Genomic DNA, 26,391 nt, shown 5'->3' with positions numbered 1-26,391 from the left:
AATGGCTCAGTTAGATTTAAATCAAATTCAAAGTGAAGTTTTATTAGCAATTAAAGATAACTTTGATACACAAAAATTTCACACAAGAATTTATAGTGAGACAACAGTTGCATTTGAGTTTTTGGTAAAAGATTACATTATAGGTATGAGTTATAACATTAAGTACAAAAAGTTTAGTTTCTTTTTGAGATGTGATAGTAAAACCAACAGCACAATTTATGATAATTTTATACAATTCATTATGACAACTTTTGCTGAATTCAAGCCTGTTGCTAAGGATGTAGAAGATCGCAGAATCGGATTTGTTTATTCTGCAAAGAATCAACAAGATTTGATTTCGATGTATGTAAGAGTTTTTACTAGGGTGTATCAGTATATAAATAATATTTCACCTTTAGAAATCATTCTACGAGCAGAGGATATTCAAGATTCTTTGGAAAATTTTGAAAGCGTATTAAATAATGATGCGGTTAATTATTTGGGTATCACAAATCAAGAAAAGAAATTTTTTGTAAAGTATGCTCGTAAGGATAAAAAATTAACAGAAATTGTTTATGCTCTTAATCGAAAAGGGTTTGTTGCCATAGAACATAATTCTGGAATTACCATTTTTAGAAAAATGAATAAAAATAATTATGCTGAATTATTACCTTATTTTTCTAAATCTTTCAATGAATTAAATAATGTTCTATATACGATTGAAAAACCTAAGCAATATTATGCAAATAATAATTTAGTGATTATTTTTCCATATACGAGCAAGTGCGTACCTGATATTTCAGAACGATATTATACTCATACTGCACCATTTCTAACCAGAAGCATTCCACCGAATACTTACATTGTAAGAATTTGTGATTTAGGTGATGCAATGGGAAGTCACGGATTAAATACGCAATTTGATGATGGTATTGAACAGAATATTCAAGGCTTTATTCAAAAAATTATGAGCTTATATTCTATCGCCAAAGAGAATGTATTACTTTTCGGCATATCATCAGGTGCGACAGCTGCACTTTATCATGGTCTATTGGGTAAATATAAAAATTATAGTGTTGAACCTTTTTTAGGAAATATGGGCTATTATGACAATAAAGATCCTCTATTCTTAAAAACATTGAATACCCCTGTTGCAGATTCATTTGAAAAATTACAGGGACAAATTGGCAAGAGTGCCGTATTTAATGAAGGTTTTGAGTCTTTAATTATTTCATCTCCTGATTCTGAGTTTTTCTATCCCAATATCATTGCATTGAAAGAGAAAATTCCTGAATTATCGTTGGTGACTTATAAAGATAATCAAATTGAAGAACACGAAGGATTTTCCTTAATTGTGTACTATTTAACTTATTCATTTATTAACAATTTACTTATCAATATTCGAGTAGGTGACAAATATTTAGATATTACTTAGCGATTTATGAGATACATTGGGAAAAATTTAATGAAATTAAATAGGCATTTAAAACGTGACATCACCAAAAATATATATATTTTATGTGTTTTGGCACATTTGAAACAAAAGGCAAAAGTAAGGGATGCTTTCTTGGGGTATCTCTGGTGGTTTATTGAACCTTTAATGTTGATTATCCTATATAGCTATATTGTGGTTGTTATTTTTGGTCAAGATGGTGAAAATAGAATCTTTATGATAGCTATTGGGGTAACGCTTTGGAAGTGGTGGAGAATGTCTCTATCTCGAGGAGTATCAACTTTTCAACGGTATAAAGGGATCGTGTCTCAAATAAAAATGCCATTGAGTATATTACCTATTTCAGAAGTGTGCGGCGAGGTTTATCTGTTCACTTTTGCTTATGTTATTTTACAAACGACAATGATTGCTTTTGGTCATTATCCGGATATTCCAGCACTGTTACTTTCTTTCTTAATCTCTTTTTTTATAATAAATAGCCTTACTATTTTATTGGCAGTTTTAAATACATTTATTCGAGATATTGAGTTTATTATTGGCTTTGCTTTGCGAATAGTCTTTTATTTGACACCTATTTTATACCCTATTTCTCGCGTGCCTGAAGAGTATCGATTTTTAGTTGATTTGAATCCGTTTGCGTATATGATTACCTTTTACAACAATGCTTTTATTGATACGTATTTAGTAGATTATCAAATTTTAATTTTATCCTTATTATTTAGTTTAGTGCTTTTTTATTTTTCTGTTGTACTTTGCAATAAAGTATCACCTAAAATAGTGAGGAATATTTATTAACTATGGATAACATAACAGATACCCCCGTATTAGAATTAAAAAATGTCACATTACGCTATTCTAGTCGTAAACGTTTAGCCTTAAAAAAATTTTTGCTTTCTAAATATGAAAGAGAAAAAGTAGCAAAACAGACGAATTCAAGCCGTAGTGATGCATTGAGCGATGTTTCTATTAAGTTTTATAGAGGGGACATTGTGGGCATTTTAGGAAGAAACGGCTCGGGTAAGTCAACATTATGTCGCGTGATATCAGGTGTTCTTGAGCCAACTGAGGGCGAGGTCATTTCTAGATTAGACATTGGTTTTTTATTGTCACTAAAATCCTTCTTTTCTAAAGAACTGAGTGGGATTGATAATATCTATTTAACTGGTGCATTACTTGGCAAGACCAAACAAGAGATTGAAGAAAAGATAGATGATATTATTGATTTCTCAGAACTGCAAGATTCTATAAACAAACCTGTAGAAACCTATTCTAATGGAATGCTTTCACGATTAGCGTTTTCTATTGCAACAACATATCGAAGCGATATTCTCATTATTGATGAGGTGCTTAGTGTTGGTGACAAATATTTTAAAGCAAAATGTAAGAAAAGAATGGAAAGTATTATAAAAGATTCTCAATTGATTATTTTAGTTTCTCATTCTGATTCAGATATCAAAAAAATGTGTAATAGAGCTATCTTATTAGACAAAGGAAAGGTTATTTTGGATGGCTCTGTTGATGAGGTGCTTGAATATTACACGTAATAAGAAGCCTCCCTTTTGTATTTTCAGATAAGTATTATCATTTAAGATGACTTATCTGAAATATACTTTTTCAAGAGACATAAGCGGTCATATTTTTCTTAAATTTTGCAAAAATCCCTTTTATTTTCCTTATCTATCATCCGCCCCAATTTTTAGCTATAACAAAACAATACATAACCAAAATAATTAGAAAGATAAACTCAATAGCATTGAGAATGATTTTTGTTAAAATTTGTCGAGAATTGTATCATTGTGGTTAAGAATTAAATTGATTTGAAACAAGAAAAGAACATATTGTTAAGTAAAAGAATATGTGAATACGATACAATAAAAATAATCGTCGCTATAAAAAATAAGGCTTTTAACGAGAATGGAAAAAAAACAAAATTCAATGCTGGTGGAAAATGCACAAGAATGGCACGTTTGTGGTTTAGTCGTGCAAACAAGACCTGAAAATGTGGCAAAAGTAAAGGAAGCCCTTTTAAAGGTTGCCAATACGGAAATCCCGGCGGTTGATGAAGAAAAAGGAAAGATCGTGGTTGTTATGCAATCCCACGATCAACGAGAATTACTCGAAAATATGGAAAATGCACGTAATATCGAGGGAGTGATTGCAGTATCTTTGGTTTATCATCAGCAAGATGATGACCTGTAATATTTTTAAAATAAGTAAAGTGTGGGGACGCTATGAATTTAAGTCGTAGAGATTTTATGAAAAGTAATGCGGCATTAGCCGCAGCAACTGCCGCAGGATTAACCATTCCTGTGAAAAATGTTGAGGCAGCTGATACCAAAATTAAATGGGATAAAGCAGTTTGCCGTTTTTGTGGTACAGGTTGTGCCGTGTTAGTGGGAACAAAAAATGGTCGAGTGGTCGCGTCGCAAGGTGATCCTGATGCAGAGGTAAACCGTGGTTTAAACTGTATCAAAGGCTATTTCTTACCAAAAATTATGTACGGAAAAGACCGTTTAACTGAGCCAATGTTGCGTATGACAAATGGCAAATACGATAAAAACGGAGATTTTGCCCCTGTCACTTGGGATTTTGCGTTCAAAACTATGGCTGAAAAATTCAAATCAGCGATGGAAAAAAATGGTAAAAATGCAGTAGGTATGTTTACCTCTGGACAATCAACCATTTTTGAAGGCTATGCAAAAAACAAATTATTTAAAGCTGGTTTTAGATCGAACAATATCGATCCAAATGCACGTCACTGTATGGCGTCAGCTGCGGTTGCTTTTATGCGTACTTTTGGAATTGATGAGCCAATGGGCTGTTATGACGATATTGAACACGCTGACGCATTCGTGCTTTGGGGTTCAAATATGGCGGAAATGCACCCGATTTTATGGTCACGCATTTCAGATCACCGTTTAGCCAATCCTGAAACGGTTACCGTAAGCGTGCTTTCAACCTTTGAACACCGTTCATTTGAATTAGCGGATTTAGGTATTTTATTTAAGCCACAAAGTGACTTAGCGATCTTAAACTATATCGCAAATTACTTGATCGAACACGATGCGATTAACCACGATTTTATTGAGAAACATACCAATTTTAAACGTGGACAAACAGATATCGGTTATGGTTTACGCCCTGATCACGCCTTAGAGCAAAAAGCAGCAAATAATAAAACTGCGGGCAAAATGTTCGACAGTAATTTTGAAGAATATAAAAAATCTGTTGCACCTTATACCCTTGAAAAAGCCCACGAAATCTCAGGCGTACCAAAAGATCAATTAGAAAAATTAGCTAAACTTTATGCGGATCCAAACAAGAAAATTGTTTCTTTCTGGACAATGGGCTTTAACCAGCATACGCGTGGGGTTTGGGTAAACCACTTAATGTACAATGTGCATTTATTAACGGGTAAAATTTCACAACCGGGGTGTGGACCTTTCTCATTAACAGGGCAACCTTCTGCCTGTGGAACAGCACGTGAAGTAGGGACATTTGCACACCGTTTACCTGCGGATATGGTGGTAATGAATCCTAAACACCGTGAAATTGCGGAGAAAATTTGGAAAGTGCCAGCAGGTGTCGTTTCGCCTGTAAAAGGTTATCACGCAGTCGCTCAGGATCGTGCATTGAAAGACAAAAAAATGAATGTGCTTTGGGTAATGTGTAACAACAATATGCAAGCAGGTCCAAATATCAGCCAAGAGCGTTATCCAGGTTGGCGTGATCCTGACAACTTTATCGTGGTGTCAGATCCTTATCCAACAGTGTCAGCGTTAGCGGCAGACTTAATTCTACCAACCGCAATGTGGGTGGAAAAAGAAGGGGCATATGGTAATGCAGAACGTCGTACACAATTTTGGCGTCAGCAAGTGAAAGCACCGGGTCAGTCAAAATCTGACTTATGGCAAATTGTGGAATTTTCAAAATATTTCACTACCGATGAAATGTGGCCAGCAGAAATTTTAGCAGCAAGCCCTGAATATAAAGGCAAAACCTTATATGAAGTGTTGTATAAAAACGGCAATGTTGATCAGTATAAAAATGAAGAGTTAGACGGACGTTTAAATGATGAGGCCTACGATTTTGGTTTCTACATTCAAAAAGGACTCTTTGAAGAATACGCACGTTTTGGACGTGGTCACGGTCACGATTTAGCGAACTTTGATGATTATCACAAAGCACGTGGTTTACGTTGGCCTGTGGTGGACGGCAAAGAAACCTTATGGCGTTATCGTGAAGGTTCAGATCCTTATGTAAAAGCAGGTACAGGCATTCATTTCTATGGTAAGCCTGACGGTCGAGCGATTATTTTAGCTGTACCTTATGAAGAGCCTGCTGAAAAACCAAATGAAGAATATGATTTATGGTTATCAACAGGTCGTGTGCTTGAACATTGGCATACAGGAACGATGACACGTCGTGTGCCTGAATTACACCGTTCATTCCCAAATAACTTAGTTTGGATGCACCCTGATGATGCGAAAAAACGTGGTTTACGTCACGGCGATAAAGTGAAAGTGATTTCACCGCGTGGGGAAATGGTATCGCATATTGATACACGTGGACGTAATAAAGTGCCAGTAGGTTTAGTGTTTACGACTTTCTTTGATGCAGGACAGCTCACTAATAAATTAACATTAGATGCAACAGATCCGATTTCAAAAGAAACCGACTTTAAGAAATGTGCCGTGAAAGTGGTAAAAGCGTAATAAGTTTTTTGCAAAAAGTTCATAAAAAATGACCGTTTATAAGCAACAAAATAATTAGGGTTGGATTTGTATCAAATGAAAAAAAATCTTGTGACACCAGAACGCCGTAAGTTCTTAAAAAATGCCACTCGCACTGCGGGTGGACTGATTGGAGTCGGCTTGCTGTTAGGTTTACAGCAAAAACAAGTGATGGCGAGAAAAGGCGTTGCATTACGTCCACCTTTTGCCTTGCTTGATGAACAAGAATTTTCAGCGGCTTGCATTCGTTGTGGACAATGTGTGCAAGCCTGTCCTTATGATATGTTAAATCTAGCAAGCCTCGTTTCATCAAAAGAAGCGGGGACACCTTATTTTGTGGCTCGTAATAAACCTTGTGAAATGTGTGTGGATATTCCTTGTGCGAAGGCTTGCCCAACGGGGGCGTTGGATTCCAAAGCAACGGATATCAACAAAGCAAAAATGGGCTTGGCGGTGTTGCTTGATCACGAAACCTGCTTGAATTGGCAAGGGTTACGTTGTGATGTGTGTTATCGTGTTTGTCCATTGATTGATGAGGCGATAACCCTAGAAGAGCAACGTAATCCGCGTTCTGACAAACACGCAATGTTTATTCCAACGGTGCATTCTGATTTTTGTACAGGGTGTGGTAAGTGTGAACAGGCGTGTGTATTGGAAGAAGCAGCGATCAAGGTGCTACCAAATGATCTCGCCAAAGGAATGCTGGGCGAACATTATCGTTTTGGCTGGCAAGAGAAGGAAAAAGCAGGGCATTCGCTTGCACCGAAAGACATCATTAGCTTTCCCATTCGTGGATTTAAGGACGGTCTATAATGGCAAATTGTCCTAAATACGCTGGCAGAGAGGCCAGAGAAAAGCTCGGTTGGTGGTATGCAAATCGCTTTTTATTTTGGCGACGCATTTCACAGCTCTCCATTTTAGCGATGTTTTTATCAGGACCTTATTTGGGTGTGTGGATCTTAAAAGGCAACTATTCAGGGAGCTTATTATTTGATTTGATCCCATTAAGTGATCCGTTAATTACCGCAGAAAGCTTAGCCACAGGGTATCTACCGACAGCAACCACCTTAATTGGTGCGTTAATTATTGTCGGCGTGTATGCCCTATTAGGCAGTAAAGTTTTTTGTGGTTGGGTATGTCCGCTGAATGTAGTAACCGATTGTGCTGCGTGGTTACGTCGTAAATTAGGTATTCGTCAAAATTCACGGGTATCCAGAAATTTACGTTATGGATTATTAGCAATTATTTTAGTTGGTAGTGCCACCAGTGGCTTATTATTGTGGGAATGGATCAACCCTGTCGCAGCCTTTGGGCGAGCCTTAATTTATGGTTTTGGGGCGACGATTTGGTTAATTCTTGCGATTTTTCTATTTGATTTATTCATCGTAGAACACGGCTGGTGTGGGCATTTATGTCCGATTGGGGCAACTTATGGGCTGATTGGTGCAAAAAGCCTATTACGTATTAAAGTGATTGACCGAACAAGATGTGATAACTGTATGGACTGCTATAACGTTTGTCCTGAACCACAAGTATTACGTTCGCCATTACACGGTAAAAAAGAGGAAAGCCTGATTGTGCTTTCAAAAGATTGTATTAGTTGCGGACGTTGCATTGACGTCTGTGCAGAAAAAGTTTTTAAATTTAGTCATCGATTTAATTCGGGGGAGTGATAACAATGAAAAAGTATTTATTGATTTTAACCGCACTTTTAGGTGCAACAACTTTATCAAGCAATGTGTTTGCAGTGGGAAATAATATTGATGAGTCGCCAGAAAATGTAACGCCTGCATTTCATAATCCACCTAAGGAAATAGAATTACCACCATTAAACTATGTGAACCAACCACCTGTGATTCCACATAGTGTGAAAGGTTATCAAGTAACCAAAAATAACAACCAGTGTTTAAGTTGTCATAGCCCTAAAAATGCACGAGTAACAGGGGCGACACGCATTAGCCCAACTCACTTTACGGATCGTGATGGTAATATCGTAGGCGGTACATCGCCACGTCGTTACTTCTGTTTACAATGCCACGTGACACAAGCTGATGTGGATAGCATTGTGCCAAATGATTTTGAACCAATGCCAGGATTTGGGAAATAAGGGTTAAGAAAATGACAGAAAAAAAACAGAAAAAACCAAATTTTATTGTCCGTTTTTGGCAATGGTTTCGTTCCCCAAGCCGTGTTGCTGTGGGTGTGTTAATCACACTATCCTTCATTGTTGGAATTTTATTTTGGGGCGGATTTAACACTGCCTTGGAACACACTAACACCGAAGAATTTTGTTCAAATTGCCATATGAATGACGTTGTACCGGAGTATCGTCAATCATCGCATTATATGAACCATTCAGGGGTTAAAGCAATCTGTTCCGATTGCCACGTTCCACATAAATTCTTCCCAAAATGGAAACGTAAACTTGAAGCTGCCAAAGAAGTGTATGCACACTTTACGGGCAAAGTGGATACCAAAGAAAAATTTGAAGCGGTACGTTTAGAAATGGCAGAACGCGAATGGGCTAGAATGAAAGCCAACGATTCTGCTGCTTGTCGTAGCTGTCATAATTTTGATGATATGGATTTCACAGGACAAAAACGTGTAGCAGTAAAAATGCACAAAATGGCAATTGAAGAAAATAAAACCTGTATCGACTGCCATAAAGGTATTGCCCACCAATTACCGAATATGGAAGGGGTAGAGTCAGGGTTTACCAAAGAGTAAAAACAACGCCTGTTTTGTTTTTAAAAAAAATAAAAATACCGTATCGCCAAGTCATAACTTGGCGAATTTTTGTAATAAATTAAAGATCATTATTATATTTTTTTGACCATTTTGTGGGGTTTTCTAAAATGTATTGGGAAATTTTCTCTAATGAATATTCATTCCTAACAATGTGTTCATAAAAATTAGATTGCCATTGAAATTCAAAATTGAGTTTATGTGCATATCTACTCACGGATGATTTATAACCACCAATAATAGAAGATAAAGAGTTTTTCCCGATATTTTGAAATCTATTTGTTCCTAGATGATTATTATTTTCTATATTATCTGATAATAATATTAAGATGGCGTGAATATGATTTGGCATTATAACGAAATCGCCTAATATTATATGTTTATTCCTATGTTGCATTTCATTCCATAAAACATAACATATTGAACCAATAGGGGAATAATGAATTTTTTCCTGCACTATCTCTCCGAAATAATGCACTTTGTTTTTGGTACAAATAGTTACAAAATAAACAGCAGAATTTTGATAATTCCAATACCTTAAACGTAAGGATTTTGATTTGAATTTATTTTTCATTGTACAAAAATATCTTTATTATTTTTGTGCGTAAAGAATAGAATCATTTTGCGACAGCGATCGAAAAATTTAATTTCGCCAATAAAAAAACAACGTATGCGTTGTTTCTACAAAATATGAATACTGTAGCGTCAAGGCATGCCTTGACGAATGAATATAGGCTGATTAAATATCTTTATTATTTTTGTGCGTAAAGAATAAAATCATTTTGTGACAGCGATTGAAAAATTTAATTTCGCCAATAAAAAAACAACGCATGCGTTGTTTCTACAAAATATGAATACTGTAGCGTCAAGGCAGGCTTTGACGAATGAATATAGGCTGTTAAACATTTTTATTATTTCTGTGCGTAAAGAATAAAATCATTTTGTGGCAGCGATTGAAAAATTTAATTTTGCCAATAAAAAAACAACGCATGCGTTGTTTCTACAAAATATGAATACTGTAGCGTCAAGGCATGCCTTGACAAATAAATATAGGCATTACATTATCAATAATATATTAAAATCTTTTCACAAACTTTAAATAAAAATTGGTTTTATTATAAGAATAAAGCCAATCAACATTACTTTTATTACGGATGTGTTCTACTGTAAAACTTGGTTTAAAATCATAAATAGCCCAATTTTCGTTACCTAGTGAGATAGAATAAGTTTGTTTTTTATCGTGCCTTTTCGCTTGTAAAGAACCGTTATAACCATCAAAACGGCGTTTTTCTAAACTGCCTAACAAGGCAACATTAAAACCGTTATTAAATTGGGTTTGTAAACCTAGCCTTGCACGATATTTTTTATAACTATTAACAATTTGTTTTGTGTGGCTTTTTCCCAAGTCTATCCCTCCAAATAGTAACGTGTTTGACGTGATTCCATAGGATAATGAACTGTAAAAATTAAACTGGTTACCTTCGTTATTTTTATAATCGTTATCAATATAATCCAGCTTCTTATAACTTAATTCAATATTACTATTTAAGTTTGGTGTGATGTTATGACTCCATTCAGCTTGCCCTCCGAAGCTACGATATAACGCGTGGTTACCGTCAAAAACATATTCAAAAGTTGGTGCAATAGAAAGGCTGTTATTGGCATTTTGATAGTTATAACCCACGCTCAATGACAGTGTGCTTTCATTATAATCTTTGTGATCCTTATAGTTTTTTCCATACCATAACCCTCGCATCTCAATGCCGTGCTGATCCCAAAGTTCAATGCGTTTTCCTAATGCTATTTCATAGCTTAATCCCGTTGCATTCAAGGCTTTTGGTGCTTTTCGGTCATTGATACAAAATCCATTCGGTAATCTTAAAAAACAGCGATAATCTTGTGAAGATTGATTGAGATTTCGGCTATGCACTAATCCTATTCCCATATTTCCGTGCCAATCATCTCGTATTTTTAAGGCATTCAAATACGCATTGATATTATTCGTTACTGCAACGGGCAGAGAGGTAGTATCAATTTGACTAAAATTCTGTTTCGCTGAACTATTTTTTTTATTCTCAAATTGAGTGCGTGCAAGATCTAATCTCGCACGAACAAATTGCGGATAAAGATCTAACACTTGCTGAAAATAATCTTCTGCAATCTCATTATCTCCCTTTGCTTTAGCTAAGTGGGCTTGTGCAAATAATCCTAAGGCTTTTTCATAATTTGGATACTGCTGATATTCAGCTAATATTTTTTCTACTAATTGCCATTGATGACGGTTAATCGCCATCATCAACGCCGTTGTAATATTTATTCTTTGTGGCATTGATATAGCATTTTTGGCAATAGGCTCTTCCACAAGGTGTTGCTCTTGGGCTTGATTATGGCGATTTACTTTTTGCCAAATATTAGCCTGTTGATTTTCATCTGCAAAAGCCAAACTGGTAATAAAAGGTAATACTAAAATAAGATTTTTTTTCATAATATTTTCATTAAATAAAAAACATAAGCGGTTATATTTTATAAAGAATTTGCAAAAATTTTGCTGACAGATAAAAAAGCAAGGCAAAGAGCTCTTTTACTATCACAATAAATTTTTCATTTTTTTACTATTTTAGATAACGTTTTATCTTTCTCATCAAACTTCACAATTCTATACGGAATATTTTCATTAAATAAAAAACATAAGCGGTTATATTTTATAAAGAATTTGCAAAAATTTTACTAAAAGATAAAAGGGCAAGGCGAACTTGCCCTTTGTATTTATAATAAATTATTTATTTTTTGTACCACCAAAGGCAGTGTTTTTATCTTTATCAGCAAACTCTGCAATACCTGCTAAGTTAACTGCTTGGTTGCCGAAGAAATGACCTTTTGAGTCTCCTTTTGTTCCATTAAATAAAGCATCTCCATCAAAAGAAGCACTAGCTGGTTTAATTTCGGCTTGAATAACTAATTTATTTCCAGCGTTAGCAATACCACCAACTAATGTATTTTTATCAAAGTCAGCTATTAACTTACCTTTCATTACGTTGTTACCTGTAAATTTATTTACACCGTAAGTTGTATAGGTTGCTTTTCCGCCTTTTGGCATTGTTGTACCTTCTTTATCGCCAACATAGAATACTTGACGACCTTTGAAGTTGCCTTCTGCACCATTTTCAGACCATTCGCCAAACCATACATCAGCACCGCCTACTTGAACAAAGTCAAAGCTACCAATACCTTTATGGATTTTCCACCAGTTACCGTTGCCTTCCATTGTTTTGTATAAATGATTAACTGTAACGCCTTTATCGACTATTGGCTTAGTGTTGCTATTGTTAGCAAGCCCGCCAAAATCAACTTTATCTTCAACGTTATTGTTTTCACTTTTTACACCAACACCTGCTTTATGTTTACTATGAATAAAAGGTGCCCATACAGTTGATTCTCCCACTGCAATTGAAGTATTTCCGTGAGGTTGTGAATTTTTTCCGACGATATTCGCTGCATAAGAAGAAGTGAATACAGAAAGAGCTACTGCACTAAGTGCTAATTTTTTAGAGATTTTCATTATTTTTCTCCTACTATTGTGAATAAATATGTGCAAAATGCACGGTTTATTAGCGTTATTGCTAATTCGATTTTGAGCATTTTAGAAACGCCCAGTAAAACTTAATTTAATATTTCTACCTGGTGCTGGTCTTGCTGTTCGAGTAGCTGGATCGACGTAATATTGATCCGTTAAGTTATTACCAGATAGTTCAAATGTGACATTTTTATTTAATTTATAGCGAGCATAAGCATCCACTAAGAAAGTGTTATCCCAACCATAAACTGGGTTGAATGGCCAAGTGGCTTTTTTATCTGCAATTTCAATATAGTTATCGTAATCTGTTGTGTTTATTCTGTTGTAGTAAGTAATGCGAGAGCCTAGCTCTAACTTACGATCGAGGAAGCGTCCACCTAAATGTAATTTAGCGGATAATTTAGGCACAGCGTGTGTTACAGAGAATGTACCCCAGAAGCCATCATTGACACAGGTTGGTACAGGCTGATCAGCACGATATCCATTACGCTTAGCATCTGTAAGAGCCGCAGTATTTCTATCACATACTTTATTTTTAAGTAGATAATGCACTCCTAAATCACTGAAAAAAGTGCCGTTATCATAACGAGCTTGTAGCTCTAATCCTTTAATACTTTGTTTATCAAGGTTAAATACGTGGAAATTAGGATCGCGATCGATTACATTTTTAATATTATTTTGATAATAAGCCATTTTTAGATCCACTTTTTCTGCGGTTGGGAAATAGCGAGTAAGATTATGCACATAGCCCACTTCTAATTTTTTACTATGTTCTGGGCGTAATGCTAACCCTTCTCCAACATATATGGAGGAGAAAGAGAGTAAGCCTTCACGAGTGCTTGGAAAACGTATTGACTCATTATAGCGAGTATAAATGCGTGAGGTATCTGTGATTTGGTAATTTAAAGCCAAAGCGGGTGTCCATTTATGCCCCTTAGTTTTATCAACAGAGGTTATTTTTACCTCTTTAGATACAGAGGTTAAGTCAGCATTACAACGAGTATCAATACCTAGCATATTTTTAGGTTTAACTAGACCTTCCACTTTACTAATTGTGCCATTTAAACACGGATTGTTTTTTATGCTAAATCTTCCATCGCTATCTTTTTGCCATTCGATAGTATGTTCATCACCTTCGCTATAATATTTATCATCAAAATTTTTAAAATCTTCTTTAAATATTTCTTCTAACCATTTTTGGATAATAGGATCTCTAAGATTATTTACATTAGCTTGATCTCCATTAGGTACTTTGCCACTTGCAACATCTTCTTCAAATTGAGCTTTATATATTAACCCCCAACCAGAATACTCAGGATCATATTCATAGGCTGCTATTTCATTGTTAAGTTTTTTCTTAACAAAGTCTTTTTCATTATCAACCCCAAAAATATCTTTTAATGCTTTTAATCGCCCTGCATCTGTTTTTGTCCAATAGGTATATTTATAATGATCATCTTTTGTGGTAAATTGCGAGTTATTTACAACAGAATCTGGATATTGAAGTTGCTCAGCTAAGAAATCATCAAACATCCAATAAGAATTATATTGAGCTCCAAGATCTAAGGTTAATTTATCCGTTGCTTTCCAATTAACATTAAACCCTGTGCCATATTCTTGGCGACGACCTTTTCGTGGTGTTTGAACCCAGTGTTGCACAGCTCCTTTGGTTGGTGTTGCAGCTCCTATTTTTTCTTTTTGTAAGCTAGCAAAAGCAGTAATATTTACATTATCAGAGAGTTTAAAGCGGTTAGAAATATCTACGCCTTTGCGTGTATGTAAAGTATTTACAAACGCCATATCCTCTGCAAAGTCATCTTGTAGTTTGCTTAAATCCCATTTATTTTTGTTGCGATCGTAATCATCGAAAGTCATTTTCGTTCCGTTATCATTCACAACAAGAATTTTTCCCCCTGAATTGTAGGTTTTCATATCGGTGCGAGTGAGCCATACATTGGTTTTTAAATTGAGATAAGGATTATCTTGTGGATTTAGATAATACTGTAAGCTGTAAGCATCAGCAGTAACTTCGGAAAGTGGCCATTGTATCCCTATATGTGAATTTCTTGCTGCCTCAATACGACTTGGCATAATTTCGCCATAAATACTTTTACTGCGACGGAAATTAAATTTAATTTTTTGTGAATCTGTTGGCTGATAGCTTGTTTTGAACAGATAAGAAGTCATTTTATTAGATGAGTTAAACACTTCTTCACCCGGTTTAAAAAAGTGTGCCATTTCTCTCACGGTTTGGTTATGTGTACTATCTATTGGGGTATTGTAATAATTATAGTTTTTTGCTCCTGCAAAATAGTTACCACGATTACGCTCTGCTATTGCTCCCATAATATCCCAATTATCCGCTTTATAACCTAATGCGACTCGTATTGCATAATCATTGCCTTTTAAAGGATTAAATTGATCACTTTTACTTTTTTGGTTACGTGATTGAGAATATAAAATAGTGGTGCCTGATTTTAAATCCCAACGGGGAATAGTGAAATAATTGTTAGTCTCTGTCCCATCAATTTTATATTCAGGAATATTTACCATTTTCTCGCCAGCATAATTTTTAGGGGCTCTTTGTTTAACTGAGTTTGAACTTCCCTCAACACGAATTTCTCCTCCTAATCCACCTTCTTCTCCAATAAAATCATTTACATCTAAGGTCTTAATTTCAACAGCTCCGCCAATACCAGTTTGCACACCTGTATCTAATCCTGAATCTTTAACCACTCGAATACTGCTGGTTAGCATCGGGTCAATATAATTACGATTTGAAGCACCGTTATAACCACGATAAGCGGTAATTGCTTGCTCTGTGCCATCAATTCGGGTTTTGATTCGTTGCTCTCCTTGTAAACCACGAATATTCGGATCTATCGCCCCACTATTTCTCGCATCACCACTGTAAACCCCAGCAAAGCTTGATAGCAAATCTGATGGTGTTGTACCACGATAAGAATCGATACGCTTTTTGCCCACAAAATCCGTGCTGTAATTATTATCGTAAACAGCGTCGTAATTTTGTTCATCAGTTTTATAACCGTCTAAGGTGGCTGTTTCACCATAAACCGTTACAGGAGTAAGAGTTTCGCTATATACAGAAGAGGTATAACCGCCAAGAATAGCGAGTGTAATTGCAGATAAATGCGTTTTTAAACGATAGTTTTTCATTAGATTTTTCCCTTATATCAAGAATTAAATAAGAATGAATATCAATTAGATATGAGTGCGTGATTATAATAAAATTTCAAATAAAAACAATAATATTAACCATTTTTATTATCATTTGGTTTGAGAGTAATGAGAACTTTTGATGTTTTGGTCACCCTTATAATTTATGCTAAAATTCCCTCAATTATCTTCTTAAAATCTAAAAATAAAATGACACAAACACACCTTATCAATATTTTACCCCCACAACTTGCCAACCAAATTGCGGCTGGGGAAGTGGTAGAGCGACCAGCTTCTGTGGTTAAAGAATTAGTGGAAAATAGCCTTGATGCAGGGGCGACCAATATTCAAATTGATATTGAAAAGGGCGGATCGCAGTTGATCCGTATTCGTGATAATGGCTGTGGTATTGCAAAAGTAGATCTGGAATTAGCCCTCGCTCGTCACGCCACCAGTAAAATTGCGAGCCTTGAAGATTTAGAGGCGATTTTAAGTTTAGGTTTTCGTGGCGAGGCGTTGGCAAGTATCAGTTCGGTATCTCGTTTAACTCTCACTTCTCGCCCTGAAAATCAAACGGAAGCGTGGCAAGCCTACGCACAAGGGCGAGATATGGCGGTGGAAATTCAGCCCGCCTCACACCCTGTTGGCACAACCATTGAAGTGGCAAATTTGTTTTTTAATACCCCTGCGAGACGTAAATTTTTGCGTACCGATAAAACGGAATTTAGCCATATTGATGAAGTGGTGCGACGCATTGCATTGGCAAAACCAAGCATTACCTTTACTTTAACCCACAACGATAAAAAAATCCGCCATTATCGTGGCATTGCTCAGCATAATTTAGCGCAACAGCAAAAACGTGTGGCGGCAATTTGTGGCGATCATTTTATTCAAAATAGCGTGCATTTAGATTGGCAACACGGCGATCTTCATTTGCAAGGTTGGATCGGATCGCCCACCATTGCTCGTACGCAAAATGATCTCAATTATAGCTATGTAAACGGCAGAATGATGCGTGATAAAACCATCAACCACGCTATCCGCCAAGCCTATGGCGATTTACTCGCCAAAGATTGTTACCCAAGTTTTGTGCTGTTTTTGGATTTAGATGCGAGCCAAGTGGACGTGAATGTTCACCCAGCAAAACACGAAGTACGTTTTCATCAAGGACGATTGGTACACGATTTTATTTATCAGGGTATTGCGAATGCGTTGCAAGAGCAGGCGAATTTACCTTTAACTGGCAATCAGGTTAATGAACCGATTCCAAGTTATGCGAAAGATACAAACCGAGCCGCAGCGGGCAAGAATATTTTTGCGGAGCGATTTCAAGAACAATATCAAGCACAACGCCAAGAAAATTATTCACAGGGACTTAGTTTTCAACGACCATCAACGCCTTCTCGTTCCACGAGTTATACGCCCTCTTATGGCTCGTCTTCTTATGGTTCACCAAGTGTAAGTAAATCCTCACAACGTCTTTATGGCGAATTATTACAAAGAGGTACGGAAACCTCTCGACCTTCAGAAATGAAGCGGTCAGATTTTAGTGAAAATTTACCAAAAATGGATAATTTGCAAAAAACCGCAGAAATTACACCGCTTACACAGCCAAGTTCGGACTATATCCAAGCCCTTACGATTGTGAAAAACAAAGCTCTGTTGTTGAAGAAACAAGAATCTTTTTACTTAATTCCATTAAAAAAATTAGCGGAATTAAAACTACAAGCCGAACTGAAAAAAACTGAAACCAAAGTATTACTGATTCCATTAAGTTTAACCCTTGATGAAGCCCAAACCATCGCGTGGCAACAATGTGAGCAACAACTTACTATGATTGGTTTTGAAATTATTGAAAAACACTGGCAAGGACAAACTCGCTTAACCATCAACAAAGTACCACAATGTTTACGAGAACAAAATTTACAACAATTATTACTCGATTTATTCAACCAACAAGCGGTCAGTTTAAGCGAATTTTTTGCAAAAAATTGTGTAAATCACACCGCTTGTAATTTAAGCGATTGCATTACCCAACTCGCAGAAATTGAGCAAAATTTAATGACTAAACAACAACTAGAACAAAGTTATATTGAAGTGGATTTTGGGCAGTTTTTGGAAGAATAACCCTTTTTACTTGTGAGATCTCAAATGAAAATTGATCAACGCCTCGCACAAGATATTGTCAAACGTACGATGAAAATCATCAATTATTCTGTGAATGTGATGAATGAAAATGGAATAATTATTGCTTCTGGTAATCCCTCTCGTATTGGCGAACATCATATTGGTGCAGTGTTGGCGTTGCGTAATTCGAGTGTGATTGAGATTGATCGTGAGCTTGCTCAAAAGTGGCATAATGAAGTGCGTTCAGGGATCAATTTACCTATTACTTATCAATCTCAAAATATTGGGGTTATCGGTATTTCAGGGGAACTGGAAGAAGTACGTTATTATGCACAGCTCGTCAAAATGACCGCAGAGTTGATTGTAGAGCAAGCCTATCTTTTAGAGCGAGAGCAATGGAACAGACGCTATCGAGAAGATTTTATTTTACAGTTGCTTAAAAATAATCTTTCTGAAAGCGAACTTGTTGAACAAGCACAGTTTTTTGCTTTTCCCTTAAACGTCACAAGAACCGTGATTATTATTCAACTAACGCAACCTTCCGTTGAAAATGTACAGCAATTAGTGGGCTATTTTGAGTCAAATCTTGTTAACGTAGAGATTGCTATCAATGCAGAGAAACAGATTATTTTATTGTGGGAGAATGAAATCCCAACGCCTATTCATCACATAATGTCTCCTCTTTTTAAGAAGAATGAATATCGGATAGCGGTCGGTTTAAAGAACTGTTTTGCAAAAGCATTGCATTTATCTTATCAAACGGCGTTAAGCTCTTTGCGTTATGGACAAAAAGCCTTTCCGAGAAAGACTTGTTACTTTTTTGAAGAATATAAATTACCTGCTTTGCTCAATAATATGAGCCATTCTTGGTATGTTGATGAGTTGCTTCTTCCTGTTGAAAAATTGATAGAAAATGACACCAAAAAAGTATTATTTAAAACGCTACAACAATATTTTTTAGCAAATTGTGATCTAGATCGCACCGCTCAGAATTTATTTATTCACATCAATACATTACGTTATCGTTTAAATAAAATTGAGCAGATAACTTCTTTATCATTCAATAAGATAGATGAAAAATTTATTTTATATTTAAGTACGATTTTAAAAAGATAATTTGTAGAAAAATACAAAAATTTGTTAAATCTGCCACACCTTTTTATATTTTTATCCAAAGATTTTCTTTTGAAGAATAGAAATAATAATAGTATCTATTTTACATTCAAAAGGAGTAACAATGATAACTGTATCAGCCTTAGGTGCAATCGTTGCATTAACGGTGGCAATCTTTTTAATTTTACGCAAAGTATCTCCCGCTTACGGTATGCTCGTGGGGGCATTAGTTGGGGGCTTGATTGGCGGTGCGAATTTAACCGAAACGGTTTCACTGATGATCGGCGGTGCACAGGGCATTACCACTGCGGTAATGCGAATTTTAGCCGCTGGGGTATTAGCTGGTGTACTGATTGAATCAGGGGCTGCAAATGCGATTGCGGAAACTATCGTCAAAAAATTAGGGGAAGCGAGAGCCTTGCTTGCCTTAACCTTAGCAACAATGATTTTAACAGCTGTTGGCGTGTTTGTTGATGTGTCTGTGATTACGGTTTCGCCTATCGCTCTTGCCTTAGCGAGACGAGTGGATTTATCTCGCCCAGCGATTTTACTTGCGATGATTGGTGGCGGTAAAGCGGGTAATATTATGTCGCCAAATCCGAATGGGATTGCGGCTGCGGACGCATTTGATTTACCGCTCACATCGGTAATGGTAGCAGGGATTATTCCTGCTATTTTTGGGGTTATCTTAACGTATTTTTTAGCTAAACACCTTATGTCAAAAGGCTCAAAAGTGAATGCTGAAGAAGTGATTGTAATTGATAATCATCATTTACCACAATTCTTACCAGCAATGGTTGCCCCGCTGGTTGCGATTATTCTATTAGCATTACGTCCATTATTTAATATCAGTGTCGATCCGCTTATCGCCTTACCGCTCGGTGGCTTGATTGGGGCTATCTGTATGGGTAAACTAAAAAACGTCAATCAATATGCGATTGTAGGTTTAGGAAAAATGGCACCAGTTGCAATAATGTTATTAGGCACAGGGGCGTTGGCGGGAATAATCGCACATTCAGGGCTAAAAGATGTGTTAATTAACGGATTAGAAGCCTCAGGTTTACCATCTTATGTGCTTGCACCCGTATCAGGGGCATTGATGTCCTTAGCAACAGCTTCAACAACCGCAGGCACGGTGGTTGCCTCTAATGTATTTAGTAGTACATTGCTTGAACTTGGTGTGAGTAGCTTAGCGGGGGCTGCGATGATCCACGCAGGTGCTACCGTCTTTGATCATATGCCACACGGCTCTTTCTTCCACGCAACAGGTGGCTGTGTGAATATGGATATTAAAGAACGTTTAAAACTCATTCCTTATGAAAGTGCAGTGGGTTTAATAATGGCGGTTGTTTCAACCTTGATTTTTGGTGTATTCAAATTTTAGGACAGCGTATGAAAATTATCATTGCCCCTGATTCATTTAAAGAAAGTTTAACCGCCTTAGAAGCGGCGAATGCGATTGAAGAAGGGTTTTCAGCAGTTTATCCAAATGCAGAATTTGTAAAAATTCCGATGGCAGACGGTGGCGAAGGTACGGTGCAATCCTTAGTTGATGCAACAAATGGCTCAATTATAGAAACCGAAGTCACCGCTCCATTAGGGAATAAAATAACCGCTTTCTTTGGGCTATCAGGGGATCGTAAAACGGCATTTATTGAGATGTCCGCCGCCTCTGGTTTACACCTTGTTCCGCCTGAAAAACGTAATCCCCTGAAAACCACTTCTTTTGGCACAGGGGAATTGATTGGTTCAGCGTTAGAGTATGGCGTAGAAAAAATCATTCTTGGGATTGGCGGAAGTGCGACCAACGATGGCGGTGTTGGAGTGTTGCAAGCCTTAGGTGGAAAATTTTTAGATGGTTCAAATCAGCCGATTGGTTTTGGGGGCGAAGCGTTACAAGAGATTGCTCAAATTGATTTATCGGCGTTAAATCCACGTTTAAGCAAGGTTCAATTTGAAGTGGCTTGTGATGTGAATAACCCTTTATGTGGCGAGAATGGAGCGAGTGCTATTTTTGGTCCTCAAAAAGGGGCAACCCCTGAAATGGTTGGGCAATTAGATGAATCATTGGCACATTTTGCGAATATTGTTCAGCAACAGCTTCAACTTGAAATTAAAGAAAAAGCAGGTTGTGGTGCGGCAGGTGGAATGGGTGGCGGTTTATTATTATTGCCTAACGTCACCCTAAAATCAGGCGTAGATATTGTGATTGAAGCCACGTCACTGGCTCAATTTGTAGAGCAAGCTGATTTAGTGATTACCGGCGAAGGCAGAATGGACGCTCAAAGCATTGCAGGTAAAACGCCGATTGGTGTTGCGAAGGTTGCAAAACAGTTTAACAAGCCAGTGATTGCGATTGTGGGCTGTTTACGAGAAGATTATGAAGTGGTGTATCAATATGGCATTGATTGCGTTTTTCCGATTATTCGTAATCTAGGCTCGCTTGAAGAAACCTTGCAACAAGGTAAAGCAAATTTGATTTCAACGGCACAGAATATTGCAAGGTTGTGTCGGGTTGTGTAAATAAAAGCAATCCTATAAAAAAGCAGACTTTAAAAGTCTGCTTTTTGTTTTAGTTATAACGCATATTTTATGCTGTTACCATTTTAGCCTGACGCACTTTTTTCAGTGCGATACAAACAATCGCGGTTACCACTGCACCGGCAATCATACAAAGTAGTGCTAATACCGGTTTATTCATTGCACCAAGTAGGGCAACGATTGGTCCGCCGTGTGCAACGCTATTTGTGATGCCGAATGAGAAGGCTAATACCGCTGCAACCATTGAGCCGATGACGTTTGCAGGGATAACAGATAATGGATCTTGTGCCGCAAATGGAATCGCCCCTTCAGAAATACCCACCAAGCCCATCGCACCTGATGCTTTACCGGCTTCAATTTCAGATTCTTCAAAGAGGTTTAATTTACGTCCCATTACGGTTGCAAGGAACATTCCAAGTGGTGCGACAGGAATAGCGGCTGCCATTGCCCCCATAAATTGTGTTTGACCATTTGCAATCATTCCCACAGAGAAGAGGAATGCCACTTTATTTACTGGTCCACCCATATCAAAGCCTGCCATTCCACCAAGTACGATACCCAGTAAAATCACGTTGCCGGTACTCATTTCTGTTAACATCGCATTTAACCATTGCATTAAATCCGCAATTGGTGCACCGATAACGAAGATAAAGAGGGTTGCGATAAAGACACTTCCTAAGATTGGGGCAATCATAATAGGCACGAGTGGGGCAACCATTTTATGGTAGTTTTGTTGTACGATAAAACGCACAAAGTAACCAACCAGTAAACCGGCAATAATGGCACCAATAAACCCAGTTCCCGCTGACGCACCGTAGAAAGATCCATTATTTGCAATCCAACCACCAATGAAACCTGGAGCAAGGGCTGCACGATCCCCGATCGCATAAGCGATATAACCTGCAAGGATTGGGATCATTAAAGTAAAGGCGACCACCCCAACATTAAGAACGTGGTTCCATAAACTCCCCTCCGGAATTTGCATACCTTGTGGTGTTGGTTCACCTCCCAAAGCAAGGGAAAGAGCAATCATCAAACCACCCGTTACCACAAATGGAATCATATGTGATACCCCATTCATTAAGTAGCGATAGAAATTTGAACGGTTAGATTTTTGGTTGGCTTGTTGGCGGGTTTCTTTACTGTCCGCTGTAAAAATAGGAGCTTGTAAACCTTGTTCAATCACTTGTTTAGCATTGTTTATTGGTGCTTTTACCCCAGTTTGAATGACTTTTTTACCATTAAAACGAGCCATATCCACCTGTTTATCACAGCATACTAAAATAGCAGTGGCCTGTTCGATTTCTTCTTTTGTTGGTGCATTGCGTACCCCAATGGAACCATTGGTTTCTACTTTAATGCTATATCCCATTTCAGCGGCTGCTTTTTCAAGGGATTCTGCGGCAAGATAGGTGTGTGCAATGCCTGTTGGGCAGCCGGTTACGCCAATCAGAAAGCCTTTATTTACTGATGTAGTTGTAACTGATTTTTTCTCGGCAAGTAATAAGGTAAGTGCTTCACTGTTGGTTTTTGCATTGAAAAGTGCATCAATAAAACCGTCTTCAATCAATTTAGAAGAAAGCTCGGCTAATACTTGAATATGGTGATCTGAACTATCATCAGGTGAAGCAATCATAAAGAATAATTTAGATAATTCACCATCTTCGGCATCATAATCAATACCCCTACGGCTAATCCCTACTACGACTGCAGGTTCAGTGATTGCTGAGCTTTTTGCGTGTGGCATTGCAATACCATTTTCAAATCCCGTGTTACCGATTTGTTCACGTGCATAAACATCTTTTAAAAATTGTTCAGGATCTTTTAGCTTTCCTTGTGAATTAAGTATTTCCGTTAATTCACGGAATACTTCATCTTTTGTGGTTGCTTTGAGATCCAAACAGATCAGCTTTTCGTTAATCAGTTGAGTAATCATATTGACCTCTTTTAATAAGTAAGTTTTAAAATAAAAGTAAGGTCTTGAATAATAATGTATTTTGATAAAAATTTTTGTGATCTTATTCTCATTTATAAGAATTTATTGAAAAAACAATAACTAAAATCACATAATTTTGTTTATAAGCGGTCATTTTTTGTGATTTTTTTGCAAAAAATGATATAAATCACACCGCTTCTTTTGGCAGTTTTTATAAATGGTGTATTATTCATTCTTCTATTTATATTATTTTTCTAAACAAAATGACACAATTAAAAACAAAACCTTTTCCTATTCCAATTAACTATTTTGGTATTGTTTTAGGACTTTTAGCTTTAGGACTTGCTTGGCGTTATGCTACGTCATTTTTTAGTTTTTCAGCCATTATTAGTGAATCTTTGATGGGGGTGGGGAGCTTTGTTTGGTTGATTTTTATTCTTGCTTATATTTGGAAATGGATCGCTTATCGCGAGCAAGCAAAAGCAGAATTAAATCATTTAATATTAGGTTGCTTCGTTAGCTTAATTCCGATCACAACCTGTCTAATCGGTTTAGGGATATTGCCTTATTCACCCATATTTGCAAAATTATTATTCATTCTTGGGATTATCGGGCAACTCGGCTTTTCAGCGTTTCATACTGCGGGAATGTGGCGTGGTACTTTTAATCAGGAAAGTGCCACTCCAGCGATGTACTTACCCACTGTGGCAACCAATTTTACAAGTGCTGTGGTGATGGGAACATTGGGTTACCAAGATATGGGAATGATCTTTTTTGGTGCGGGATTTTTCTCTTGGCTTATTCTTGAACCTAGTGTTTTACAGCGTTTACGAACCGTTTCACCCTTAGCCGAAAACCTCAGACCAATCATCGGCATTCAACTTGCCCCTGCTTTTGTGGGCGCAAGTGCATATTTATCCGTCAATGGTGGTGAAATTGATCTTTTGGTTAAAATGCTCATCGGATATGGTTTGTTACAACTATTATTTTTAATCCGTTTGCTTCCGTGGATTTTTGCCAATGGTTTTACACCAAGCGTTTGGGGATTCTCATTCGGACTTGCTTCAATGGCAAAAGTAGGCATTGTTTTAGCTGAACAAAATCAAGCGCCTATTTTTTATATGCTAGGGTTGACAATGTTTAGTTTTGCAACCCTGTGTATTGCCTTGATGTTTATTGGTACGCTCTATTTACTCGTAAAAGGGCGATTTTTTGTTAAGTAATCTTTGGGTGATTAAATATTAGATTTCAATCAACGCAAGCTGTCCCGAAAAACGCTCTGTGATGGCTTGCTGAATCGCCTCTAATTCATTTGGATTGATCCCCAATTCAATCACAATTTTATCGCTAAATTGTTGGTCATAAATCTCAATATCCATTGATTCTAACAAGTTTTGTAGTGAGTTAAATTGATCGTATTCACATTGTAAGCGGTAAGATTTTCTGATGACTTTACGTCTTTTTTCCACTTGCAATAAAGCCTGCTGAACACCATTTCCATAAGCACGAACCAGCCCGCCTGGACCTAATTTGATTCCACCAAAATAACGCACAACGACCACGCTGATTTCCCCTAATCCACTTCCTAATAGATGGTTAAGCATTGGCTTTCCTGCTGTCCCTTGTGGTTCACCATCATCCGTGAAACCATATTGTTGGCTATCATTTGGTGTACCTGCAACGGTCGCCCAGCAGTGGTGACGCGCGTCAGGATAAGTAGCTCGCATTTCCGCTAAAAAAGCTTTGGCTTCTTCAATGCCGTTAGTGTGGCGAATATAAGTAATAAAACGGCTTTTTTTAATTTCTTCTTCAAAAATAACTTCTGATTTTGGGACGTAATATTCCATAGATGTAACAATAAATTGATTTGTGCTTATCATATCATCAATAGCAATCTTTATAAAAATTTATCTCAAACATCAATAATACTTCTTGCAAAAACAATTATTTTCAAGTATATATTTTAATCGTTGCTTTTGAGACAGCACAGTAAACACAGCTCAACTTTTAAATTACAAAAATAAGAGGAAAATTGAATGAAAAAATTATTAAAGCTTTCTTTAGTTGCAGGGCTAGCGATGGGAACGATGATGGCTCATGCTGATGAAAAATTTGTGACGATTGGAACAGGCGGACAAACGGGTGTTTATTATGTTGTGGGGCAGTCTATTTGTAAATTAGTGAATCGAACCACAGCACAAACAAATGTAAAATGTAATGCACCATCAACAGGAGCATCGGTCGCGAATTTAAATGCGATTGCAGGTAATCAAATGCAAATGGGAATTGCACAATCAGATTGGCAGTTCCACGCTTATAATGGTACAAGTGCTTTCGAAGGTAAAAAGAACGATAAATTACGTGCAGTATTCTCTATTCACCCAGAACCATTTACGGTAATGGCACGCGATGATTCGGGTATTAACACATTTGATGATTTGAAAAATAAACGTGTTAATGTCGGCGATCCAGGTAGTGGTACGCGTGCAACAATGAACGTGATTTTAAAAGCAAAAGGTTGGACAGAAAATGATTTCAAAGTTGCTTCAGAATTAAAAGCCGCAGAGATGGCATCGGTAATGTGTGATAACAACCTTGATGCGATTTCTTATAATGTAGGTCACCCAAATGGAGCATTAAAAGAAGCAGCTGCATCTTGTGATGCACATTTAGTACCAGTAACAGGTGAAGCTATTGATAAATTGATTGCGGATAATGCCTATTATGCAAAAGCAACGATTCCAGGTGGCTTATATAAAGGGTCTGATAAACCTGTAGATACGTTTGGGGTTTATGCAACCTTAGTCACCTCATCTGATGTGGATGCAGACAGTGTTTATGCGGTTGTAAAAGCGGTATTTGATAACTTCGATCGTTTTAAACGTTTACACCCTGCATTTGCACACTTAAAAGAACAAGATATGATTAAAAATGCACTTTCAGCACCACTTCACGAAGGTGCAGTGCGTTATTATAAAGAGCGTGGCTGGTTAAAATAATTTAACCTTTTACA

Annotated in this window: 21 protein-coding genes; 15 read left to right on the top strand and 6 right to left on the bottom strand. The window is 37.0% G+C overall.

Going from position 1 to position 26,391, the window contains the following annotated elements; genetic code table 11:
* The first annotated feature begins 1 nt into the window (after position 1).
* From DYE60_RS06990 to DYE60_RS06950, 9 genes are all read left to right on the top strand, one after another.
* Complete coding sequence (locus tag DYE60_RS06990; protein ID WP_115315909.1) at positions 2–1,414, top strand: XcbB/CpsF family capsular polysaccharide biosynthesis protein; 1,413 nt, start codon at positions 2–4, stop codon at positions 1,412–1,414.
* A 30-nt stretch (positions 1,415–1,444) separates the two neighbouring features.
* Complete coding sequence (locus tag DYE60_RS06985) at positions 1,445–2,227, top strand: ABC transporter permease (protein WP_115316442.1); 783 nt, start codon at positions 1,445–1,447, stop codon at positions 2,225–2,227.
* A 2-nt stretch (positions 2,228–2,229) separates the two neighbouring features.
* Positions 2,230–2,976 carry an ABC transporter ATP-binding protein gene (locus DYE60_RS06980; RefSeq protein WP_115315908.1) on the top strand — a complete coding sequence of 249 codons (747 nt, stop codon included), beginning with the start codon at positions 2,230–2,232 and terminating at the stop codon, positions 2,974–2,976.
* A gap of 370 nt (positions 2,977–3,346) precedes the next feature.
* Complete coding sequence (locus tag DYE60_RS06975; protein WP_115315907.1) at positions 3,347–3,631, top strand: chaperone NapD; 285 nt, start codon at positions 3,347–3,349, stop codon at positions 3,629–3,631.
* A gap of 32 nt (positions 3,632–3,663) precedes the next feature.
* Positions 3,664–6,147, top strand: a complete 2,484-nt coding sequence (napA, locus tag DYE60_RS06970) for a nitrate reductase catalytic subunit NapA (protein ID WP_115315906.1) — start codon at positions 3,664–3,666, stop codon at positions 6,145–6,147.
* Between the two features lie 75 nt (positions 6,148–6,222).
* Complete coding sequence (gene napG, locus DYE60_RS06965) at positions 6,223–6,978, top strand: ferredoxin-type protein NapG (RefSeq protein WP_115315905.1); 756 nt, start codon at positions 6,223–6,225, stop codon at positions 6,976–6,978.
* A complete protein-coding gene (gene napH, locus DYE60_RS06960; protein WP_115315904.1) occupies positions 6,978–7,838 on the top strand; it encodes a quinol dehydrogenase ferredoxin subunit NapH in 861 nt (286 codons plus the stop codon). The genes napG and napH overlap by 1 nt, the downstream gene beginning before the upstream one ends.
* 5 nt (positions 7,839–7,843) lie before the next feature.
* Positions 7,844–8,272, top strand: coding sequence for a nitrate reductase cytochrome c-type subunit (locus DYE60_RS06955; protein ID WP_115315903.1), 429 nt, complete (start codon positions 7,844–7,846; stop codon positions 8,270–8,272).
* 11 nt (positions 8,273–8,283) lie between these two features.
* Positions 8,284–8,892: a NapC/NirT family cytochrome c gene (locus DYE60_RS06950; protein WP_115315902.1), complete on the top strand. Its 609-nt coding sequence runs from the start codon at positions 8,284–8,286 to the stop codon at positions 8,890–8,892.
* A gap of 79 nt (positions 8,893–8,971) precedes the next feature.
* Here the strand turns inward: DYE60_RS06950 and DYE60_RS06945 are convergent, their stop codons facing one another.
* The 4 genes from DYE60_RS06945 to DYE60_RS06930 all read right to left on the bottom strand — a co-directional run bounded on the left by DYE60_RS06945 (position 8,972) and on the right by DYE60_RS06930 (position 15,661).
* Positions 8,972–9,484, bottom strand: a complete 513-nt coding sequence (locus tag DYE60_RS06945) for a transposase (RefSeq protein ID WP_115315901.1) — start codon at positions 9,482–9,484, stop codon at positions 8,972–8,974.
* A gap of 501 nt (positions 9,485–9,985) precedes the next feature.
* Complete coding sequence (locus tag DYE60_RS06940; RefSeq protein ID WP_115315900.1) at positions 9,986–11,395, bottom strand: surface lipoprotein assembly modifier; 1,410 nt, start codon at positions 11,393–11,395, stop codon at positions 9,986–9,988.
* A gap of 291 nt (positions 11,396–11,686) precedes the next feature.
* Complete coding sequence (locus tag DYE60_RS06935) at positions 11,687–12,469, bottom strand: Slam-dependent surface lipoprotein (RefSeq protein WP_115315899.1); 783 nt, start codon at positions 12,467–12,469, stop codon at positions 11,687–11,689.
* Between the two features lie 81 nt (positions 12,470–12,550).
* Positions 12,551–15,661, bottom strand: coding sequence for a TonB-dependent receptor domain-containing protein (locus DYE60_RS06930; RefSeq protein WP_115315898.1), 3,111 nt, complete (start codon positions 15,659–15,661; stop codon positions 12,551–12,553).
* A 210-nt stretch (positions 15,662–15,871) separates the two neighbouring features.
* Here DYE60_RS06930 and mutL point away from each other — a divergent pair, with 210 nt between their 5' ends.
* From mutL to DYE60_RS06910, 4 genes are all read left to right on the top strand, one after another.
* Positions 15,872–17,788 carry a DNA mismatch repair endonuclease MutL gene (mutL, locus tag DYE60_RS06925; protein WP_115316441.1) on the top strand — a complete coding sequence of 639 codons (1,917 nt, stop codon included), beginning with the start codon at positions 15,872–15,874 and terminating at the stop codon, positions 17,786–17,788.
* 24 nt (positions 17,789–17,812) lie between these two features.
* Positions 17,813–18,904 carry a sugar diacid recognition domain-containing protein gene (locus DYE60_RS06920; protein WP_115315897.1) on the top strand — a complete coding sequence of 364 codons (1,092 nt, stop codon included), beginning with the start codon at positions 17,813–17,815 and terminating at the stop codon, positions 18,902–18,904.
* An 88-nt stretch (positions 18,905–18,992) separates the two neighbouring features.
* Entirely contained in the window at positions 18,993–20,285 is a 1,293-nt protein-coding gene (locus tag DYE60_RS06915) for a GntP family permease (protein ID WP_341701815.1), read from the top strand.
* Positions 20,286–20,293: 8 nt separating this feature from the next.
* On the top strand, positions 20,294–21,424 hold the full coding sequence (locus DYE60_RS06910) for a glycerate kinase (protein WP_115315895.1): 1,131 nt from the start codon (positions 20,294–20,296) through the stop codon (positions 21,422–21,424).
* 67 nt (positions 21,425–21,491) lie between these two features.
* Here DYE60_RS06910 and DYE60_RS06905 read toward each other — a convergent pair whose 3' ends face one another.
* Complete coding sequence (locus tag DYE60_RS06905) at positions 21,492–23,378, bottom strand: PTS fructose transporter subunit IIABC (protein ID WP_115315894.1); 1,887 nt, start codon at positions 23,376–23,378, stop codon at positions 21,492–21,494.
* A 263-nt stretch (positions 23,379–23,641) separates the two neighbouring features.
* Between DYE60_RS06905 and tehA the strand changes: the two genes are divergently transcribed.
* Positions 23,642–24,601: a dicarboxylate transporter/tellurite-resistance protein TehA gene (tehA, locus tag DYE60_RS06900; protein ID WP_115315893.1), complete on the top strand. Its 960-nt coding sequence runs from the start codon at positions 23,642–23,644 to the stop codon at positions 24,599–24,601.
* An 18-nt stretch (positions 24,602–24,619) separates the two neighbouring features.
* Here the strand turns inward: tehA and DYE60_RS06895 are convergent, their stop codons facing one another.
* The gene (locus DYE60_RS06895; protein ID WP_115316440.1) at positions 24,620–25,225 is read right to left on the bottom strand and encodes a YigZ family protein; all 606 of its coding nucleotides are present in this window, start codon (positions 25,223–25,225) and stop codon (positions 24,620–24,622) included.
* A gap of 189 nt (positions 25,226–25,414) precedes the next feature.
* Here DYE60_RS06895 and DYE60_RS06890 point away from each other — a divergent pair, with 189 nt between their 5' ends.
* Positions 25,415–26,377, top strand: coding sequence for a TAXI family TRAP transporter solute-binding subunit (locus tag DYE60_RS06890; protein ID WP_115315892.1), 963 nt, complete (start codon positions 25,415–25,417; stop codon positions 26,375–26,377).
* Positions 26,378–26,391 lie beyond the last annotated feature (14 nt).

The sequence above is a fragment of the Phocoenobacter uteri genome (assembly GCF_900454895.1).
Taxonomy (GTDB): domain Bacteria; phylum Pseudomonadota; class Gammaproteobacteria; order Enterobacterales; family Pasteurellaceae; genus Phocoenobacter; species Phocoenobacter uteri.
The sequence above is the reverse complement of the archived record's forward strand: the minus strand, read 5'-3'. Positions and strand labels throughout refer to the sequence as shown.

Excerpts from the sequence above, each read along its gene's own strand:
- DYE60_RS06990 (WP_115315909.1), top strand. The coding sequence starts at position 2 with ATGGCTCAGTTAGATTTAAATCAAATTCAAAGTGAAGTTTTATTAGCA.
- DYE60_RS06985 (WP_115316442.1), top strand. The coding sequence starts at position 1,445 with ATGAAATTAAATAGGCATTTAAAACGTGACATCACCAAAAATATATAT.
- DYE60_RS06980 (WP_115315908.1), top strand. The coding sequence starts at position 2,230 with ATGGATAACATAACAGATACCCCCGTATTAGAATTAAAAAATGTCACA.
- DYE60_RS06975 (WP_115315907.1), top strand. The coding sequence starts at position 3,347 with ATGGAAAAAAAACAAAATTCAATGCTGGTGGAAAATGCACAAGAATGG.
- napA (WP_115315906.1), top strand. The coding sequence starts at position 3,664 with ATGAATTTAAGTCGTAGAGATTTTATGAAAAGTAATGCGGCATTAGCC.
- napG (WP_115315905.1), top strand. The coding sequence starts at position 6,223 with ATGAAAAAAAATCTTGTGACACCAGAACGCCGTAAGTTCTTAAAAAAT.
- napH (WP_115315904.1), top strand. The coding sequence starts at position 6,978 with ATGGCAAATTGTCCTAAATACGCTGGCAGAGAGGCCAGAGAAAAGCTC.
- DYE60_RS06955 (WP_115315903.1), top strand. The coding sequence starts at position 7,844 with ATGAAAAAGTATTTATTGATTTTAACCGCACTTTTAGGTGCAACAACT.
- DYE60_RS06950 (WP_115315902.1), top strand. The coding sequence starts at position 8,284 with ATGACAGAAAAAAAACAGAAAAAACCAAATTTTATTGTCCGTTTTTGG.
- DYE60_RS06945 (WP_115315901.1), bottom strand. The coding sequence starts at position 9,484 with ATGAAAAATAAATTCAAATCAAAATCCTTACGTTTAAGGTATTGGAAT.
- DYE60_RS06940 (WP_115315900.1), bottom strand. The coding sequence starts at position 11,395 with ATGAAAAAAAATCTTATTTTAGTATTACCTTTTATTACCAGTTTGGCT.
- DYE60_RS06935 (WP_115315899.1), bottom strand. The coding sequence starts at position 12,469 with ATGAAAATCTCTAAAAAATTAGCACTTAGTGCAGTAGCTCTTTCTGTA.
- DYE60_RS06930 (WP_115315898.1), bottom strand. The coding sequence starts at position 15,661 with ATGAAAAACTATCGTTTAAAAACGCATTTATCTGCAATTACACTCGCT.
- mutL (WP_115316441.1), top strand. The coding sequence starts at position 15,872 with ATGACACAAACACACCTTATCAATATTTTACCCCCACAACTTGCCAAC.
- DYE60_RS06920 (WP_115315897.1), top strand. The coding sequence starts at position 17,813 with ATGAAAATTGATCAACGCCTCGCACAAGATATTGTCAAACGTACGATG.
- DYE60_RS06910 (WP_115315895.1), top strand. The coding sequence starts at position 20,294 with ATGAAAATTATCATTGCCCCTGATTCATTTAAAGAAAGTTTAACCGCC.
- DYE60_RS06905 (WP_115315894.1), bottom strand. The coding sequence starts at position 23,378 with ATGATTACTCAACTGATTAACGAAAAGCTGATCTGTTTGGATCTCAAA.
- tehA (WP_115315893.1), top strand. The coding sequence starts at position 23,642 with ATGACACAATTAAAAACAAAACCTTTTCCTATTCCAATTAACTATTTT.
- DYE60_RS06895 (WP_115316440.1), bottom strand. The coding sequence starts at position 25,225 with ATGGAATATTACGTCCCAAAATCAGAAGTTATTTTTGAAGAAGAAATT.
- DYE60_RS06890 (WP_115315892.1), top strand. The coding sequence starts at position 25,415 with ATGAAAAAATTATTAAAGCTTTCTTTAGTTGCAGGGCTAGCGATGGGA.